Origin of the sequence: Marinobacter lipolyticus (assembly GCF_018424605.1) — a bacterium.
In the GTDB taxonomy this organism is placed as follows: domain Bacteria; phylum Pseudomonadota; class Gammaproteobacteria; order Pseudomonadales; family Oleiphilaceae; genus Marinobacter; species Marinobacter lipolyticus_B.
Map to the genome: position 1 here is coordinate 48808 of NZ_QTKT01000003.1, position 14146 is coordinate 62953.

At 62.0% G+C, this 14146-nt stretch carries 13 protein-coding genes; 12 read left to right on the forward strand and 1 reads right to left on the reverse strand.

The window, feature by feature from the left end; translation table 11 throughout:
* The first annotated feature begins 60 nt into the window (after nt 1–60).
* The 11 genes from folE to DYI22_RS05010 all read left to right on the forward strand — a co-directional run bounded on the left by folE (nt 61) and on the right by DYI22_RS05010 (nt 11620).
* On the forward strand, nt 61–624 hold the full coding sequence (gene folE, locus DYI22_RS04960) for a GTP cyclohydrolase I FolE (RefSeq protein ID WP_213476939.1): 564 nt from the start codon (nt 61–63) through the stop codon (nt 622–624).
* A gap of 35 nt (nt 625–659) precedes the next feature.
* Nucleotides 660–920 carry a hypothetical protein gene (locus DYI22_RS04965; protein ID WP_213476940.1) on the forward strand — a complete coding sequence of 87 codons (261 nt, stop codon included), beginning with the start codon at nt 660–662 and terminating at the stop codon, nt 918–920.
* 29 nt (nt 921–949) lie between these two features.
* A complete protein-coding gene (locus DYI22_RS04970; RefSeq protein ID WP_213476941.1) occupies nt 950–1390 on the forward strand; it encodes a CoA-binding protein in 441 nt (146 codons plus the stop codon).
* Between the two features lie 182 nt (nt 1391–1572).
* Nucleotides 1573–2799: an HD-GYP domain-containing protein gene (locus DYI22_RS04975; RefSeq protein WP_323132875.1), complete on the forward strand. Its 1227-nt coding sequence runs from the start codon at nt 1573–1575 to the stop codon at nt 2797–2799.
* A gap of 73 nt (nt 2800–2872) precedes the next feature.
* Complete coding sequence (locus tag DYI22_RS04980) at nt 2873–5122, forward strand: putative bifunctional diguanylate cyclase/phosphodiesterase (RefSeq protein WP_323132876.1); 2250 nt, start codon at nt 2873–2875, stop codon at nt 5120–5122.
* A gap of 51 nt (nt 5123–5173) precedes the next feature.
* The gene (locus DYI22_RS04985) at nt 5174–5488 is read left to right on the forward strand and encodes a hypothetical protein (protein ID WP_213476944.1); all 315 of its coding nucleotides are present in this window, start codon (nt 5174–5176) and stop codon (nt 5486–5488) included.
* Between the two features lie 87 nt (nt 5489–5575).
* On the forward strand, nt 5576–6007 hold the full coding sequence (locus DYI22_RS04990) for a MerR family transcriptional regulator (protein WP_213476945.1): 432 nt from the start codon (nt 5576–5578) through the stop codon (nt 6005–6007).
* 6 nt (nt 6008–6013) lie between these two features.
* The gene (locus DYI22_RS04995) at nt 6014–8617 is read left to right on the forward strand and encodes a heavy metal translocating P-type ATPase (RefSeq protein WP_213476946.1); all 2604 of its coding nucleotides are present in this window, start codon (nt 6014–6016) and stop codon (nt 8615–8617) included.
* Between the two features lie 128 nt (nt 8618–8745).
* Nucleotides 8746–9207 carry a DUF411 domain-containing protein gene (locus tag DYI22_RS05000; RefSeq protein WP_213476947.1) on the forward strand — a complete coding sequence of 154 codons (462 nt, stop codon included), beginning with the start codon at nt 8746–8748 and terminating at the stop codon, nt 9205–9207.
* A 138-nt stretch (nt 9208–9345) separates the two neighbouring features.
* The gene (locus DYI22_RS05005; RefSeq protein WP_213476948.1) at nt 9346–11343 is read left to right on the forward strand and encodes a ribonuclease R family protein; all 1998 of its coding nucleotides are present in this window, start codon (nt 9346–9348) and stop codon (nt 11341–11343) included.
* A 64-nt stretch (nt 11344–11407) separates the two neighbouring features.
* Entirely contained in the window at nt 11408–11620 is a 213-nt protein-coding gene (locus tag DYI22_RS05010; protein WP_213476949.1) for a hypothetical protein, read from the forward strand.
* Nucleotides 11621–11641: 21 nt separating this feature from the next.
* Here the strand turns inward: DYI22_RS05010 and DYI22_RS05015 are convergent, their stop codons facing one another.
* A complete protein-coding gene (locus DYI22_RS05015; protein WP_213476950.1) occupies nt 11642–12535 on the reverse strand; it encodes an acyltransferase in 894 nt (297 codons plus the stop codon).
* Between the two features lie 349 nt (nt 12536–12884).
* On the opposite strand from DYI22_RS05015, the gene DYI22_RS05020 reads away from it, so the two are divergent.
* Nucleotides 12885–14036, forward strand: coding sequence for an alpha/beta fold hydrolase (locus DYI22_RS05020; protein ID WP_213476951.1), 1152 nt, complete (start codon nt 12885–12887; stop codon nt 14034–14036).
* Nucleotides 14037–14146 lie beyond the last annotated feature (110 nt).

Here is a 14146-nt window from a genome sequence, read left to right on the forward strand (position 1 = left end):
TACCCGGCAATTTCCCTTAAGCTTTCGCCCTGAATCAGACACTGAACACCGGAACCGATTATGAGCAACTCCCTAGACGACCTGGCGGGCCACTACCGCGCGATCATTAACGGCCTCGGCGAAGACACCGAACGCGAAGGCCTGCAGGACACGCCGGCACGGGCCGCCAAGGCGATGCAATTTCTCACACACGGCTATCAGCAGGATCTGGGCGATCTGGTGAATAACGCCGTGTTCGAATCGGCCATGGACGAAATGGTGGTTGTTCAGGACATCGAACTGTACAGCATGTGCGAACATCACATGCTGCCCTTTATCGGCAAGTGTCACATTGCCTACCTGCCCCAGGGTCGGGTTCTGGGGCTGTCGAAGTTCGCGCGCATTGTCGACATGTACGCCCGCCGCCTGCAGATTCAGGAAAACCTGACCCGCCAGATTGCGGAAGCGATTGAAAGCGTAACCAATGCCAAGGGCGTTGCCGTGGTGATCGAGGCCCAGCACATGTGCATGATGATGCGGGGTGTGGAAAAGCAGAACTCCCGGATGAAAACCTCGATGATGCTGGGGGCGTTCCGCAAGTCCCAGGCAACACGCACGGAGTTCCTGAATCTCATCAGCCGCTGAGGCGGCGCCATGAAATCAGCCAGTCAGGAGCGCTCATGTCCGACGTGACCGGAAATCACCAGGCAACGGTACGCATCAAGAATCTCCTCCTGCGGGCCTATATCGGCATCAAGGAGGAAGAAATCAACAACCAGCAGGATGTACTGATTAACGTACGCCTGACCCACGAGGTGCTGGCGATCGTCATGGAGCACGAGGCCGTGACCTGGGCCGCGGTGGAAATCGACAAGCCCCATGCGCTACGTTATGCGGAATCGGTGTCGGTGACCCTGGAAGCACACCGGGCCCGCCCCTGAACCACCCAGTACAAGAGATCCACTGCACTATGTCCCGATCCAATCCTGACCGGATGCGGCAGATTCTGGAATCCGTTCGCACCATTGCGCTGGTTGGCGCCAGCGACAAAGCACACCGCCCCAGCCACGAAGTCATGTCCTACCTGCAAAGTCGCGGCTACCGGGTACTGCCGGTCAATCCGAAACTGGCGGGGCAGACGTTGCTGGGCGAAACCGTGTACCCGGATCTGGCCGCGCTGCCGGTGGCGGTTGATATGGTCGATCTGTTTTTGGCCCCGGAGCGCACCGGCCCGGTGATCGACGCCGCGATTGCACTGCGGGTGCCGGTCATCTGGCTGCAGATTGGTGTGATCAACGAAGACGGCGCAGCAAAGGCAGAAGCAGCCGGGCTGACCGTCATCATGGACCGTTGCCCGAAACAGGAAATCCCCCGCCTCGGTGTTGCACCGGTGCCCTGTCGCACCGCCTGAGCCCCGCCGTGCAGTGCAGTGCCCGGATGTGACGCGCTGACTGTTCGGATAAGCAGCGTTCTGCCATACTTGTCGCACATAATCAGAAGACTGGCAGAGCCATGTGGTTCCGACGTAAAACCAGCAGAACATCGCCCACCCGCCACACCGCGTCGGCCGCAACACCAGCGGCACGGGCTCGTGTGGAAACGTCCCTGCATCGCGCCCGCCTGCCCGTCGACCTGATCGAACAGGGCATGAGAATTGTCAAACTGGATCGCCCCTGGACTGAAGTGCCCGTGCTGTTTCAGGGCTTTACCCTGGAGCGCCCGGCAGAGGCCCAGATCCTGCGCCAGTATTGTGAATGGGTGGTGGTGGAAGACGAAGAAACCCGCCTCAGCCCTCTGATCTCGAAAGCGGCGGTCCTGAAAAGGCGCACCACCGAACCGATGGCGGAAACCCGCTCCGTGGCCGGGGAGATGCCTCGCGCGGCCGCAGCCTGGGACAACGCGCAAGCCTTTGTGGAACACCTTACCCGGCAGATCGAAACCGGCAACGACCTGAACTTTCAGGACGCGCGCCCGGTGATCCGCGCCTGCGTTGAGAGCATCAAGGCCAACGCCAGCGCCATGCTGTGGATGAGCCGCATCAAATCCCGCGATGCCTACACCGCCGAGCACTGTTTGCGGGTGGCGATCTTCACCGTGGCGTTCGCCCGCTTTCTCGGCATGCCGGACGAAGACCTGGAAGTGGCCGGCATGTGTGGGCTGTTGCACGACATCGGCAAACTCAAGGTGCCCGACGAGATCCTCAACAAACCGGGCGCCCTCAGTCCCGAGGAGTTCCGCATCATGCGGGAGCACACCACGCTGGGCTACCAGCTGCTGAAAACCGACCCCACGCTTGACCCGATCATCAGCGACGTCACCTGCCACCACCACGAGCGCATGGACGGTCGCGGCTATCCCCGGCAACTGGCGGAATGGCAGATCAGCCGGTTTGCACGTATGGTCTCCATTGTCGACGCCTTTGACGCCATTACCAGTGACCGCTGTTACCGCGACGGCCTGTCCACCTCCGATGCCATCCGCATTCTCTACCGCAACCGCGGTCAGCAGTTCGATGCCGGCATGGTGGAAGCTTTTATCCGTATGGTCGGTGTCTACCCACCCGGAAGTCTGGTAGAACTAACCTCCGGCGAGGTGGCGCTGATTGTCGCCACCCACCCGGGCAAAAAGCTCAAACCACGGGTGGAAATCCTGCTCGACGGGGACAAGAAACCGGTCACCCCGAGGCTGCTCGATCTGTCGGCGGCCGAGACCAGCGCGGTTCCCGGTATTGCCCGGCCGCTGCCAGATGGTGCTTTTGGCATCTCGTTACAAGAACGCATACAACAATTGGTGGTCGGTAACAGCGTTTCACACTCATAATCAGGCAAAACCTGCCGATATGTTACGTTGTTGATGTACCGGAACGGAGCCCAGTGTGGAGAAACCAGAATCAGTGACAAACCAAGTCGTCCGGGGGCTGCTGCATCCAGTTTTCCCGGTTGTGATTTTTCTGGTGTTTCTCGCCATCGCCTCAGGACTGAAGTACGGCATCGACAAGCAGGACCGTGAACAGATTCAGGCCAGCCTCGCCAATGAAGCGCAGGCCATGGCGGACAACCTGGAACGGGAGTTTCTTGTTCATCTGGAAGCCATCCGCCGCATGGCACAACGGATGGAAGCCAACCCGGATATGCGCGAATCCACCTGGAGCCAGGACGCCCGCAATTATCTGAACGACTTCGGCGTCTATCAGGCCATCGAATGGATTGACCGCGACTTTGTCATTCGCTGGCTGGAACCGCTCTCCGGCAACCGAGAAGTAGTCGGCTATAACGTCGCCTTTAACGCGGAACGCAGGGCGGCCCTGGAGCAGGCCCGGGCCAGTGGCACCATCGACATTTCAGGCGTCATCGACCTCCGCCAGGGCGGACAGGGCCTGGTCATCTACGTGCCGATACACGCCGGGGCAGACAACAACGGCTTCATGGCTGGCGTTTTCAAGATGGAAACCCTCGCCCGCCAGTTGCTGACCAGCCGGGTACTGGACGCCTTCCGTATCCGCATTACCGACGGCGACGACCTGGCTTACGAACTCAACACCTCCAGCGAGACGGCGCGGGGCTTCGCGCACACGGCCCCGGTGGAATTGCCCACACTGAACTGGGCGTTGACGGTCACCCCTTCCGCGGCTTGGGTCGACTCCCAGCGCAGCCTCTGGCCATCGGCGACGTTCGTTTCCATGCTGTTCATGGGCATTCTCACCAGCCTGACCACACTGCTGGTGCAGCTGATCCTCAAGCGCAATCGCGCGCTGCTGAAAACCCGCCGCGAGCTGGAGTCGGAGATTGACCAGCGCAAAGCCATCCAGCAGGACCTCGCCCGCCTGGAATCCACCGACGCCCTGACCGGCCTGGCCAACCGCCGCTTCTTCATGGAAGACCTGACCCACACCCTGACCATTGCCGATCGGCAAATGCGCCAGGTCGCCCTGGTGATGATGGACCTGGATCGCTTCCAGATGCTGAACGACTCCCTCGGGCACCAGTTCGGCGATGAACTGTTGATCAAGGTGTCGGAGCGGCTCAACCGCCTGAGCAGCGAAAAAGTGCTGGTAGCCTACTCGGGCGGCGACGAATTCATGGTGTGCCAGCAGCACGTGGACGAGCTGGACGATGTGATCAATCTGCTCGGCCAGATCAAGCAGAGCTTTGCCGAACCCTTCGAAGTTCAGGGGGAGGCCCATTCGGTCACCGCCACCATGGGCATTGCGGTCTACCCCCAGAGCGGCCTCGATGCCGACACCCTGCTGCGAAACGCCGACGTTGCCCTCTACCGCGCCAAGGAGCAGGGCCGCAACACCTACCAGTTCTATACCGAGGGCATGCAGGACCGGGAAGTTCTGCGCCTGGAGCTCGACAAGGATCTCAGCCACGCCCTCGCCAACGACGAATTCGTGCTCTATTTCCAGCCTCAGGTAGACCTGGAAAGTTCGGAAATTCGCAGCGTGGAAGCGCTGATCCGCTGGCAGCACCCGCGCCGGGGTCTGTTGCCGCCCGTTGAATTCATCCCCCTCGCCGAGGAAAGCGGACGCATCACCGAAATCGGACGCTGGGTGGTGATGGCCGCCTGCCGACAGCTTGCCCAGTGGCAAGGCACCGAGTTCGAGCACCTGAGAATAGCGGTCAACCTGTCCGGCCGTGAACTGGACGACGAAAGCCTGGTGGATCACATCCGCGACGCGCTCGAAGCCAACAGCGTTCCGCCACGGCGACTGGAAGTGGAGCTCACCGAAGAGATTTTCATCCAGAACATCGAGCACAACCTGGATCAACTGTCCCGCCTCCACAAGCTGGGCGTGCACCTGGCCATCGACGATTTTGGCGTCGGCTACTCCTCGCTGGGTTACCTGCGGGACTTTCCGGTGGATCTGCTGAAAATCGACCGCTCGTTCATCACCGACGTGACTGAACGCCACGACGACGCCGTGATCACCCGGGCGGTGATCAACCTGGCCCACAATCTGGGCATCCAGGTGGTGGCCGAAGGGGTGGAGACCATGGAGCAACTGGTGTTCCTGAAGAATCACCGTTGCGACCTGGTGCAGGGCTACCTGATCAGCCGACCGGTGCCGGCCGCCACCCTGGAAAAAGCGCTGCGCGAAGGCACCATGATCACCGGGGTTGCGGTGGACAGCGGATTGTAATCTCGAGGTTTGTTCGCCAGAATTCCGCTATCGCCAGCAGGGACCCAAGACATGACACAGACCTATCTTACCCCGCAGCAGGATCGCGCCATCCGGCGCTGGGAGCGCTGGAACCGCAATTACTTTGTGTTTGCGTTCATCGCCCTGGTGATCCTGCTGGTTTTCAGCAGCCAGCTCGGCCTGTCCAGCGGCGACAGCTGGGGCCCCCTGGGCGTGCTGCTGGCCGTTCTGGTGGCGCCGATCATCGCCCTGCAGCTTCGCCTCGCCTGCCCGGCCTGCGGCCACCGCATTGGCTGGCAGGCGAAACTGATGGCCCCGGATCAGTGCCGCAACTGCGGTGTTTTCCTGCGCGCCAGAACCCCCTGAGATCCATTCCCGCTGCCGATACTTGACCTGTGAGTTGCTCACAGGTTTTAGTCTATACTCGTATGACACCACGATACGGGTAGCACGATGAAAGTCATCGACATCGCCAAGGCGGCGGGGGTCAATCCTGACACCGTCCGCTTCTACACCAGAGAAGGTCTGCTGAACCCGGAGCGCAACCCGGACAACAACTACCAGCAGTTCGACAGCGAAGACCTGCGCCGCTTGCGGTTCGCCCGCAAGGCCCGGCAGCTGGGCTTTTCGCTGCCGGAGATCAAATCCATTCTGCATCAGGCCGACGATCACCACTCCCCCTGCCCACTGGTGCGGGAAGTGTTCGAGCAACGGTTGCTGGAGGTTGAGCGGGAAATCCGCGAACTGAACCAGCTGCGCGATCGCATGACGTCGGCGCTGTCGGCATGGCGGGCCATGCCGGATGGGACTCCGGACGGACACACCATCTGCCGCTTGATCGAACACTGGGATGAGCCCGCCAACGCTGACGGCTTGAGGGAGTAACCCGAGATGAATCAGACCATCAAATTACGCCCGGCCCTCACCGTCTCCGGTGCCACCTGCCAGGGCTGCGCCAGGAAAATCCGCACCGCGTTACAGCCCCTGGTGCCGAACGCCGACCACGTGGCGATCAATCTTGAAACCCGGATCGTGGCGTTACCGGAGGACGTTGATGCGGAGCAAGCCGCCCGGCTGGTCAGCGACAGCGGCTATCCGGCCAAAGCCCTGTCGGCGCAAACGGACCGGCACGCTCAGGCCGTGGGCAAAGAACCTGAAGAACCGGCGTGCCCGCCCGATCAACCTCCGGCGGCCGAGACAGAAAGCGATGAGCCAGAGCAAGCCACTGCCACCCCATCGGGCGCAGACCAGCAGATTCACCTGGCGGTGACCGGCGCCACCTGCGCCTCCTGCGTCAACACCATCGAGAAAGCACTGACGTCGGTACGCGGGGTGACCGCAGCGCACATGAACCTGGCGGACAACACCGCCACGGCCAACGGTGATGCCGACCCGGCGGCGCTGATCAGAGCCGTGGAGAGTTCCGGCTACGGTGCCAGCGTGATCGAAGACGAGGACGAAGCCGACGACCGCCGCCAGCAGGAAGATCGCAAGCAGTACAAGACTTTGCTGGTCAAAATGGGCATCAGCCTGGGCCTGGGTGTGGCGCTGATGGTCTGGGGCATGGGCTTCGGATCCATGATGGTGACCGCGGACAATCAGGTCACCTGGCTCAACCTGGGCGTACTGACCCTGGGGGTGATGATGGCCACCGGGGGCCATTTCTTTGTCGGCGCCGGGAAAGCCTTCCGCCACCACAACGCCAACATGGACACCCTGATTGCCCTGGGCACCGGCACGGCCTGGCTCTACTCCATGGTGGTCGCCAGCATGCCGGACGCCCTGCCGGAAATGGCACGCCATGTGTACTTCGAAGCGTCCGCGATGATCATCGGCCTGATCAATCTGGGGCAGGCGCTGGAATTACGGGCCAAAGGCAAGACCTCCGAGGCGGTTCGCCGGCTGCTGGACCTGCGGGCGAAAACCGCGCGGGTGATCCGCGATGGCGAAGAACGGGACGTGCCGGTGGAAGACGTGCGCAAAGGCGATCGGATCCGCGTGCGACCCGGCGAGAAGCTGCCGGTGGATGGTGTTATTGCCGAGGGCAGTACCCGCATTGATGAAAGCATGCTGACCGGCGAGCCCATGCCCGTGAGCAAAGGCGAAGGCGACGAGGTGTCCGCGGGCACCCTCAACACCCACGGCTCCATTATTTATGAAGCCACCCGGGTGGGCAGCGACACCGCCCTGGCCCAGATCATCAAGCTGGTGAAAAAGGCCCAGGGCTCGAAACCGGCAATTGGCCGCCTGGCGGACAGAATCTCCGCGGTGTTCGTGCCCAGCGTGATGCTGATTGCCGTGGCGGCGGCCCTGGTGTGGTACAACGTCGGCCCGGAGCCTGCCGTGGTGCACATGATGGTGGCCGCCACCACCGTACTGATCATTGCCTGCCCCTGCGCGCTGGGGCTGGCCACGCCGATGTCAGTGATGGTGGGCGTGGGCAAGGCCGCCGAGTACGGCGCACTGATTCGTCAGGGCGATGCCCTGCAGACCGCCGGCAAGGTAGATCTGGTGATCCTCGACAAGACCGGCACCATCACCGAAGGGCATCCGGCGGTGACCCGGATGCACGCCAGCGATGGCGATGAACAGCGCTTGCTGGCACTGGCCGCGGGACTTGAGCAGCCCTCCGAGCACCCGCTTGCCGAAGCCATTCTGGGCAAGGCAGAACAGGACGGGGTTCGGCCCGAAAAAGTCACCGGCTTCGAGGCACTGAACGGCAAGGGAGTTCAGGGTGAGTTTGAGGGCCAGATCCTGCGCCTGGGCAACCGCCGCTGGCTGGAAGCCGAAGGGCTGTCGGTCGACGGGCTGAACGACGCCTCCCAAACCATTACCGAAGAAGCCGGCACACCGCTGTTCCTTGCGTTGGGCACCGACGTGCTGGGGGTGATCGGCGTGGCAGATGCCATCAAGGCGGATTCAAAGGCGGCCATTCAGCGCCTGCACGACGCCGGCATCCGGGTGATGATGGTCACCGGTGACGTCGACGCCACCGCCAAAGCCATCTCCGCCAAAGCCGGCATCGACGACTACCGCGCCGAAGTGCTGCCGGAAGACAAGGCCGAAGTGGTCAGTGCCATGCGCGGCAAAGGCTATACCGTGGCGATGGTGGGCGACGGCATCAACGACGCGCCGGCCCTGGCCGCCGCCGACGTGGGGTTCGCCATTGGCACCGGGACCGATGTCGCCATCGAGAGCGCCGCCATCACCCTGATGCGCGGCTCCCTGCACGGCGTGCCGGATGCCATTGAGATATCCCGTGCCACCGTGCGTAATATTCATCAGAACCTGTTCGGCGCGTTCATTTACAACTCGCTGGGCATTCCGGTGGCCGCCGGCCTGCTCTACCCGGTGTGGGGCATTCTGATGAGCCCGATACTGGCCGGCGCAGCGATGTCGCTGTCGTCGGTCACCGTGGTCACCAACGCCAACCGCCTGAGGCTGTTCCAAACCAGCCACCGGGGCGGGCAGCGCCAGCAGGAGGAGCGGAACTGATGGGTACATTACTGGTCAATGCCGGAGGCTTGCTGCTGATGGCCGCCATCGTCTGGTGGTTCTGGCTGTCACCCTCGTCCACCGGTCCCGATAACGACGATCACCGTCATCACCACTGAGGAAATGCCATGTCTTTACGAAACAGAATCGTCGGCCTGACCGCCGCCGTCGGGCTCAGCGTGCTCGCCAGCGGCCCGGTACTGGCGGCGGACGACGCCGACAGCATCCATGTGTACAAATCGCCGACCTGTGGCTGCTGCAGCGACTGGATCGACCACCTCGAAGACAACGGCTTTGACGTCACTGCCACCGACACCAACGACATGGGCAAGATCAAGGCCGATGCCGGTCTGATTGCCGGGCTTGGCAGTTGCCACACCGCCTTTGTCGGTGACTATGTGATTGAAGGCCACGTACCCGCCGATGACATCCGCCGCCTGCTGGCGGAAGCGCCCAAAGCCACCGGCCTGAGCGTGCCCGGTATGCCGGCAGGCTCCCCGGGCATGGAGATGGGTGACCGCAAAGATCACTTCAAGGTCATCCTGTTCAATGACAAAGGCCAGACCCGGGTGTTCGCCGAACACAACTAGGCGAATCCGGCCCCGGCGGGGTGGCGCGTTACCGCGCACTCCGTCTGTGTTGCGGTTGTGTAAGAGGTCTGACGTGCCCGGCCATAACCGGTATACTCCGCCCCTGACATTCACAACTTCGCCAGCCAGGTCCTGTTCATGCTCAATGCCGACGCTCTCAGCCAGTTGCGCCAGCTGAAAACCGACATTAAAGAAAACAAGGTGGTCTTTCCCGGCACCGTCAAAGCCACCAACGGTCGTTTCGGTTTCGTAGCGCTGGATGAGGGGCGGGACGTGTTCCTGCCACCGGAGGAGATGCAGAAAGTGCTGCCCGGTGACCGCGTCAACGTCACCGAGCAGGAAGGGGACAAAGGCAAGATCCAGGGTGTGGTGGACGAGCTGCTGGACAGCAGCCTGAATACCTTCGTGGGCCGTTACCTGATCAAGGGCAAGGGCCATTTCGTGGTACCGGAAACCCCGGGTATCAATCGCTGGATCTTCATTCCGCCGAAGGAGCGGATGAACGCCGAGCAGGATGATTTCATTTACTGCCGCATTCACCGGCACCCGATCAAGGATGGCAAGGGCCAGGCGAAGATCCTGAAGGTGCTGGGCAAACCCGGCGATACCGGCATTGAGCGGGCGCTCACCCTGGCCACTTTCGACCTGCCGGACACCTGGCCGGAGGCGGTGCAGCAGCAGGCGGACGCGCTCAGCGAAGCGGACATCGAGGCGCACAGCGACGGTCGCGAAGATCGCACCGCCCTGCCCTACGTCACCATCGACAGCCCGGGCACCCAGGACATGGACGATGCCCTGCTGGCCGAACCCAATGCCACCGGCTGGAAACTGTCCATCGCCATCGCCGATCCCACGGCGGTGATCGAGCCCGGCAGTGCCGCAGAAAACGAAGCCTTCCGGCGGGCCACCGCTATTTATTTCCCGGGTGAGCCGCTGCCGATGCTGCCCGACACCCTCAGTACCCGGCTGTGCTCTCTGATGCCCGAGGTAAAGCGTCTCGCCCTGGTGTGCGATCTGCAGGTCAATAACGACGGCAGCCTTGGCGCGTACAGTTTCCACCAGGCGGTCATCCAGTCCAAAGGCAAGCTCAGCTACGAACTGGTGTCCAACCTGATCGAGGGGCGCGAAGATGACGACATCAAGGCGCTGCCGGATGCCGTCGCCAACAGCCTTGACCAGCTGCACCAGACCGCCACGGCACTGCGCAAATGGCGCGGCGAACACGCGCTGCTGAGCGCCGATCGCCCGGAATTCCGCCTGCGGCTGGACGAGAACAAGCGCGTGCGGCTGATTGAGCCGTCGGTGCAGAACGAAGCCCACCGCCTGGTGGAGGAGTGCATGGTGGCGGCTAACCGCTGTGCCGCCGACTTCCTCAGCCAGCAGGCCAAAGGCTTGTTTATTCAGCACCCCGGCCTGCGGGCGGATCGCGCCGACAATATTCGCGCCCTGCTCGATGGCTATGCCCCGGATCTTTCCGGCGTCGACGCCACCTCGGCCGAGGGCTTCCGGGAGTTGATGAAACACACCGATAACCTCAGCGCGGAGGTGCCGGTCAAGGCCATTCTTTCCCGTCAGCTGGCGCGCGCGGAACTGGCCTTCGACGCCGCGCCCCATCAGGGCATGGGGCTGCCGGCCTACACCACCTTCACCTCACCCCTGCGCAAGTTCAGCGATTTCCATGTGCACCGGCTGATCAAGGCGGTGCTGTGGCAGGACGCCCCGGCGGAACTCTCCGGCGAGCAGCTGGCGGAGCTGCAGACCACCCAGATCCGTGCCCGCCAGGCCGCCAACAGCCTGGAAAACTGGCTCAAGAGCGACTTCGCCAAGACCCTCGGCACCGAGCCAATGACCGGTGTCATCAGCCGCACGGTGCCGGCGGGGTTCTTTGTGCGCCTGGACGCCAATGGCCTGGAAGGTTTCGTCAGTTGTCGCACCCTTGAGGGCAAGTACGGTTTCGATCCGGTGACCCTGCGGCTCATTCACAACAAGAACGGTCGCATCTTCCAGCTCGAGCAGCCGGTGACGGTGACCTTCGCCGACGTCGACGAGGAGCGCCGGCAGATCAATTTCAAGCTGGTGAGCGCGGAAGAGGTCGCGGCGACCAAGGGCACCGACAGCGAGAAGGCCGGGGCTTGAAAAACCGGGGCGGCGGGCGCACCGTATTTATCAGGAGTTGATACACCGAAGGAGGTGATCGCCCATGCCCATCAGCCCCGATGAGTTTCTGAGAAAACACGGTTTCGACACCGACGAGGAAGAGCGGGACCACAGCCTGCGCCACAATGCCATGGAGCACGCCAGACACCTGCGCCGGCCCCACGCCGGTACGCCCCACGACTGGGAAGAGTGGGAGCGTTTCAAGCAGGAGCATCCCGATGAGGTGGAGGATGACGACGCTGACCGCAAGCCCTGAGTCAGCGTTCGAATTCTACTGCTACTGCTCCAGCATCTGCGTCAGCCGCGCGTCCTTGGCCCGCCACTGTTCCGCCAGCCACTCCTTGACGTTCCTGCGGTGTTCGGCATCGGCCGAGTAGTCCCGACCCTTCAGGTGTTCCGGAATGGTCACCGTCTGGATCTCCATCTTCACTTCCGTTACCCGCCCACAGATAAAGTCCCAGAACGTCGGTGCCCCGCCGGGGTAGGCGATGGTTACATCCACCAGGGTCTGGATGGAGTCGCCCATGGCGTCCAGTACGAAGGCCACACCCCCGGCCTTGGGGGTCAGCAGATGGGTGTAGGGTGATTTCTGCTTGTCGTGCTTGGCCGGAGTGAACCGGGTACCCTCCACGAAGTTCATCACGCTGACCGGGGTATAACGGAACTTTTCACAGGCGATACGGGTGGCCTTGAGGTCTTCGCCGCGCTTCTCCGGGTGCTTGATCAGGTATTCCCGGGTGTAGCGTTTCATGAACGGGAAATCCAGTCCCCACCAGGCCAGGCCAATCACCGGCACCCAGATCAGCTGCTGTTTCAGGAAAAATTTCAGGAACGGCGCCCGGCGGTTGAAGACCCGCTGCATGGCGAAGATGTCGACCCAGCTCTGGTGGTTGCTGAGCACCAGGTACCAGCTTTCCCGTTTGAGGTTTTCCGCGCCTTTGACCTCCCAGCGCGTAGCGTGGGTCAGTTTCATCCAGCCGGTGTTGCAGGCCACCCAGGATTCGGAAATCCAGATGATGACGCGGGTGCAGATTACGCGGAAGCCTTTGTGGGGGACTATCAGCTTCAGTACCGCCGGAATGTAGAGCAGCAGGCACCAGAAGAGGGTGTTGATTCCCAGCAGGATCGAGTTGATAACACCGATGACGGGAGCGGGCAGGAAGCTGAGCATGGTGGTCCTGTTTTGGTTGTTGTTTGCGATGGGGTGCAATCATACCAACCGGAGCCCTCATTGGGCAGTGGCCTGAAGTGACCGGTTTGCCCGCAGGATGTGACAGTTATGCCATGTTTCATCGCCCCCGCCTGATCTACTCTTGCTCCCATTCTGCGGGCTTTGGAGTAAGGCGCAGGCAGGAGGGGACTTGCCCAGACACGCCGTGAACCCATCCTTGGGGGCTCGGCATTGCCATCCCTGGCAATGCACGGTCTGGGCAAGTCCCCTCCTACCTGCTCTGCCAACCTCTGTTCTGTCCGCCCTGTATTCTTCATAATTCCGGGTTATCTCTGCTATGGACGCCTCCATGCCAAATCTACTCAAATCCGCAGCCGACAAAGCCGCGGGGCTTACGCGGCAAACGGCGCTTTATGCCGGCAATGCCTTCGATCGGGTGTTCCGCGCTGCCAGCCTGGTGCAGGCCGGACAAACGCCGTTCGAGACGCTTTACACCGACGGTCTGGTGAGCCTGCGCTATTACCCGCCGCTGGCGGAGGATTTTATCGAGCTGGACGGTCAGACCATTGCGGTGGAACGCACCGCTCACAAGACGCCGATTGTGATTGTGCCGCCACTGGCGGTGAACATGCTGATTTACGATCTGTTTCCTCAGCGCAGTCTGGTGCGGTTTCTGCGGGCGAAGGGCTTTGAGGTGTATCTGATCGACTGGGGCGTTCCCACTCGTCAGCACAGTCACTACAACCTGCACACCTACGTGGCGGAGCTGTTGCCGGCCTACCTGAACCGGGTACGGGAACACAGTGGCGAGCGGGAGCTGTCGCTGCATGGCTGGAGCATGGGGGGTATGTTCACGCTGTTCTATTCGGCGCTGAGCAAGGATCAGCACATCCGCAATGCGGTGGTGCTGGGGCTGCCCATCGACAGTCATGCTTCCGGGCTGATGGGGCTGATGTATCAGCGGGTGGCGGATGTGGCGGAGTTTGTGCGCAAACGCACGGGGTTTCGTCTGCATAACGTGAAGCCGCACTGGTTTCACACGCCGGGCTGGGCCAATACCATCGGTTTCAAGCTGACCAATCCGATCGGCAGTGTGATGGGCTACTGGGAGCTGGTGGTGCGTCTGGGCGACCGGGAGTTTGTCAGCAGTCACGCCACGACGTCGGCGTTTCTGGACCGGATGGTGGCGTATCCCGGGGGTATTATTCAGGACACGGTGGTGCGGATCTGGATCGATAATCAGTTGTCGAAGGGGGAGATCCAGATTGGCGAGGATGTCGCTCGCCTGGAAAATGTGAGTGCCAACTTACTCGCTATCGCCGGGCAGGAGGATACGCTGGCAACGCCCGGGGCGGCGAAGCGGGTGATGGACCACGTCAGTTCTACCGATAAGACGTTCCGGGTGGTGCCCGGCGGACACATGGGGATTCTGGCGGGGAGCAAGGCGCCCGGGGAAAGCTGGCTGGAATTAGCGGAATGGCTTGCCCAACGTTCTGATTAAGTCGATGTTTCTGTGAGTGGGCCGGCATGTGTGGGGGTGGGCTTGCCAAAACACGCTCAAGCCCATCCATGGGGCGCTTGGGCTCCGCCATCCATGGCTCCGCACAGTTT

Coding starts and splice junctions, on each gene's coding strand:
- DYI22_RS04965 (WP_213476940.1), top strand. CDS start 660: ATGTCCGACGTGACCGGAAATCACCAGGCAACGGTACGCATCAAGAAT.
- DYI22_RS05005 (WP_213476948.1), top strand. CDS start 9,346: ATGCTCAATGCCGACGCTCTCAGCCAGTTGCGCCAGCTGAAAACCGAC.
- DYI22_RS04970 (WP_213476941.1), top strand. CDS start 950: ATGTCCCGATCCAATCCTGACCGGATGCGGCAGATTCTGGAATCCGTT.
- DYI22_RS05020 (WP_213476951.1), top strand. CDS start 12,885: ATGCCAAATCTACTCAAATCCGCAGCCGACAAAGCCGCGGGGCTTACG.
- DYI22_RS05010 (WP_213476949.1), top strand. CDS start 11,408: ATGCCCATCAGCCCCGATGAGTTTCTGAGAAAACACGGTTTCGACACC.
- DYI22_RS04990 (WP_213476945.1), top strand. CDS start 5,576: ATGAAAGTCATCGACATCGCCAAGGCGGCGGGGGTCAATCCTGACACC.
- folE (WP_213476939.1), top strand. CDS start 61: ATGAGCAACTCCCTAGACGACCTGGCGGGCCACTACCGCGCGATCATT.
- DYI22_RS05000 (WP_213476947.1), top strand. CDS start 8,746: ATGTCTTTACGAAACAGAATCGTCGGCCTGACCGCCGCCGTCGGGCTC.
- DYI22_RS04995 (WP_213476946.1), top strand. CDS start 6,014: ATGAATCAGACCATCAAATTACGCCCGGCCCTCACCGTCTCCGGTGCC.
- DYI22_RS05015 (WP_213476950.1), bottom strand. CDS start 12,535: ATGCTCAGCTTCCTGCCCGCTCCCGTCATCGGTGTTATCAACTCGATC.
- DYI22_RS04985 (WP_213476944.1), top strand. CDS start 5,174: ATGACACAGACCTATCTTACCCCGCAGCAGGATCGCGCCATCCGGCGC.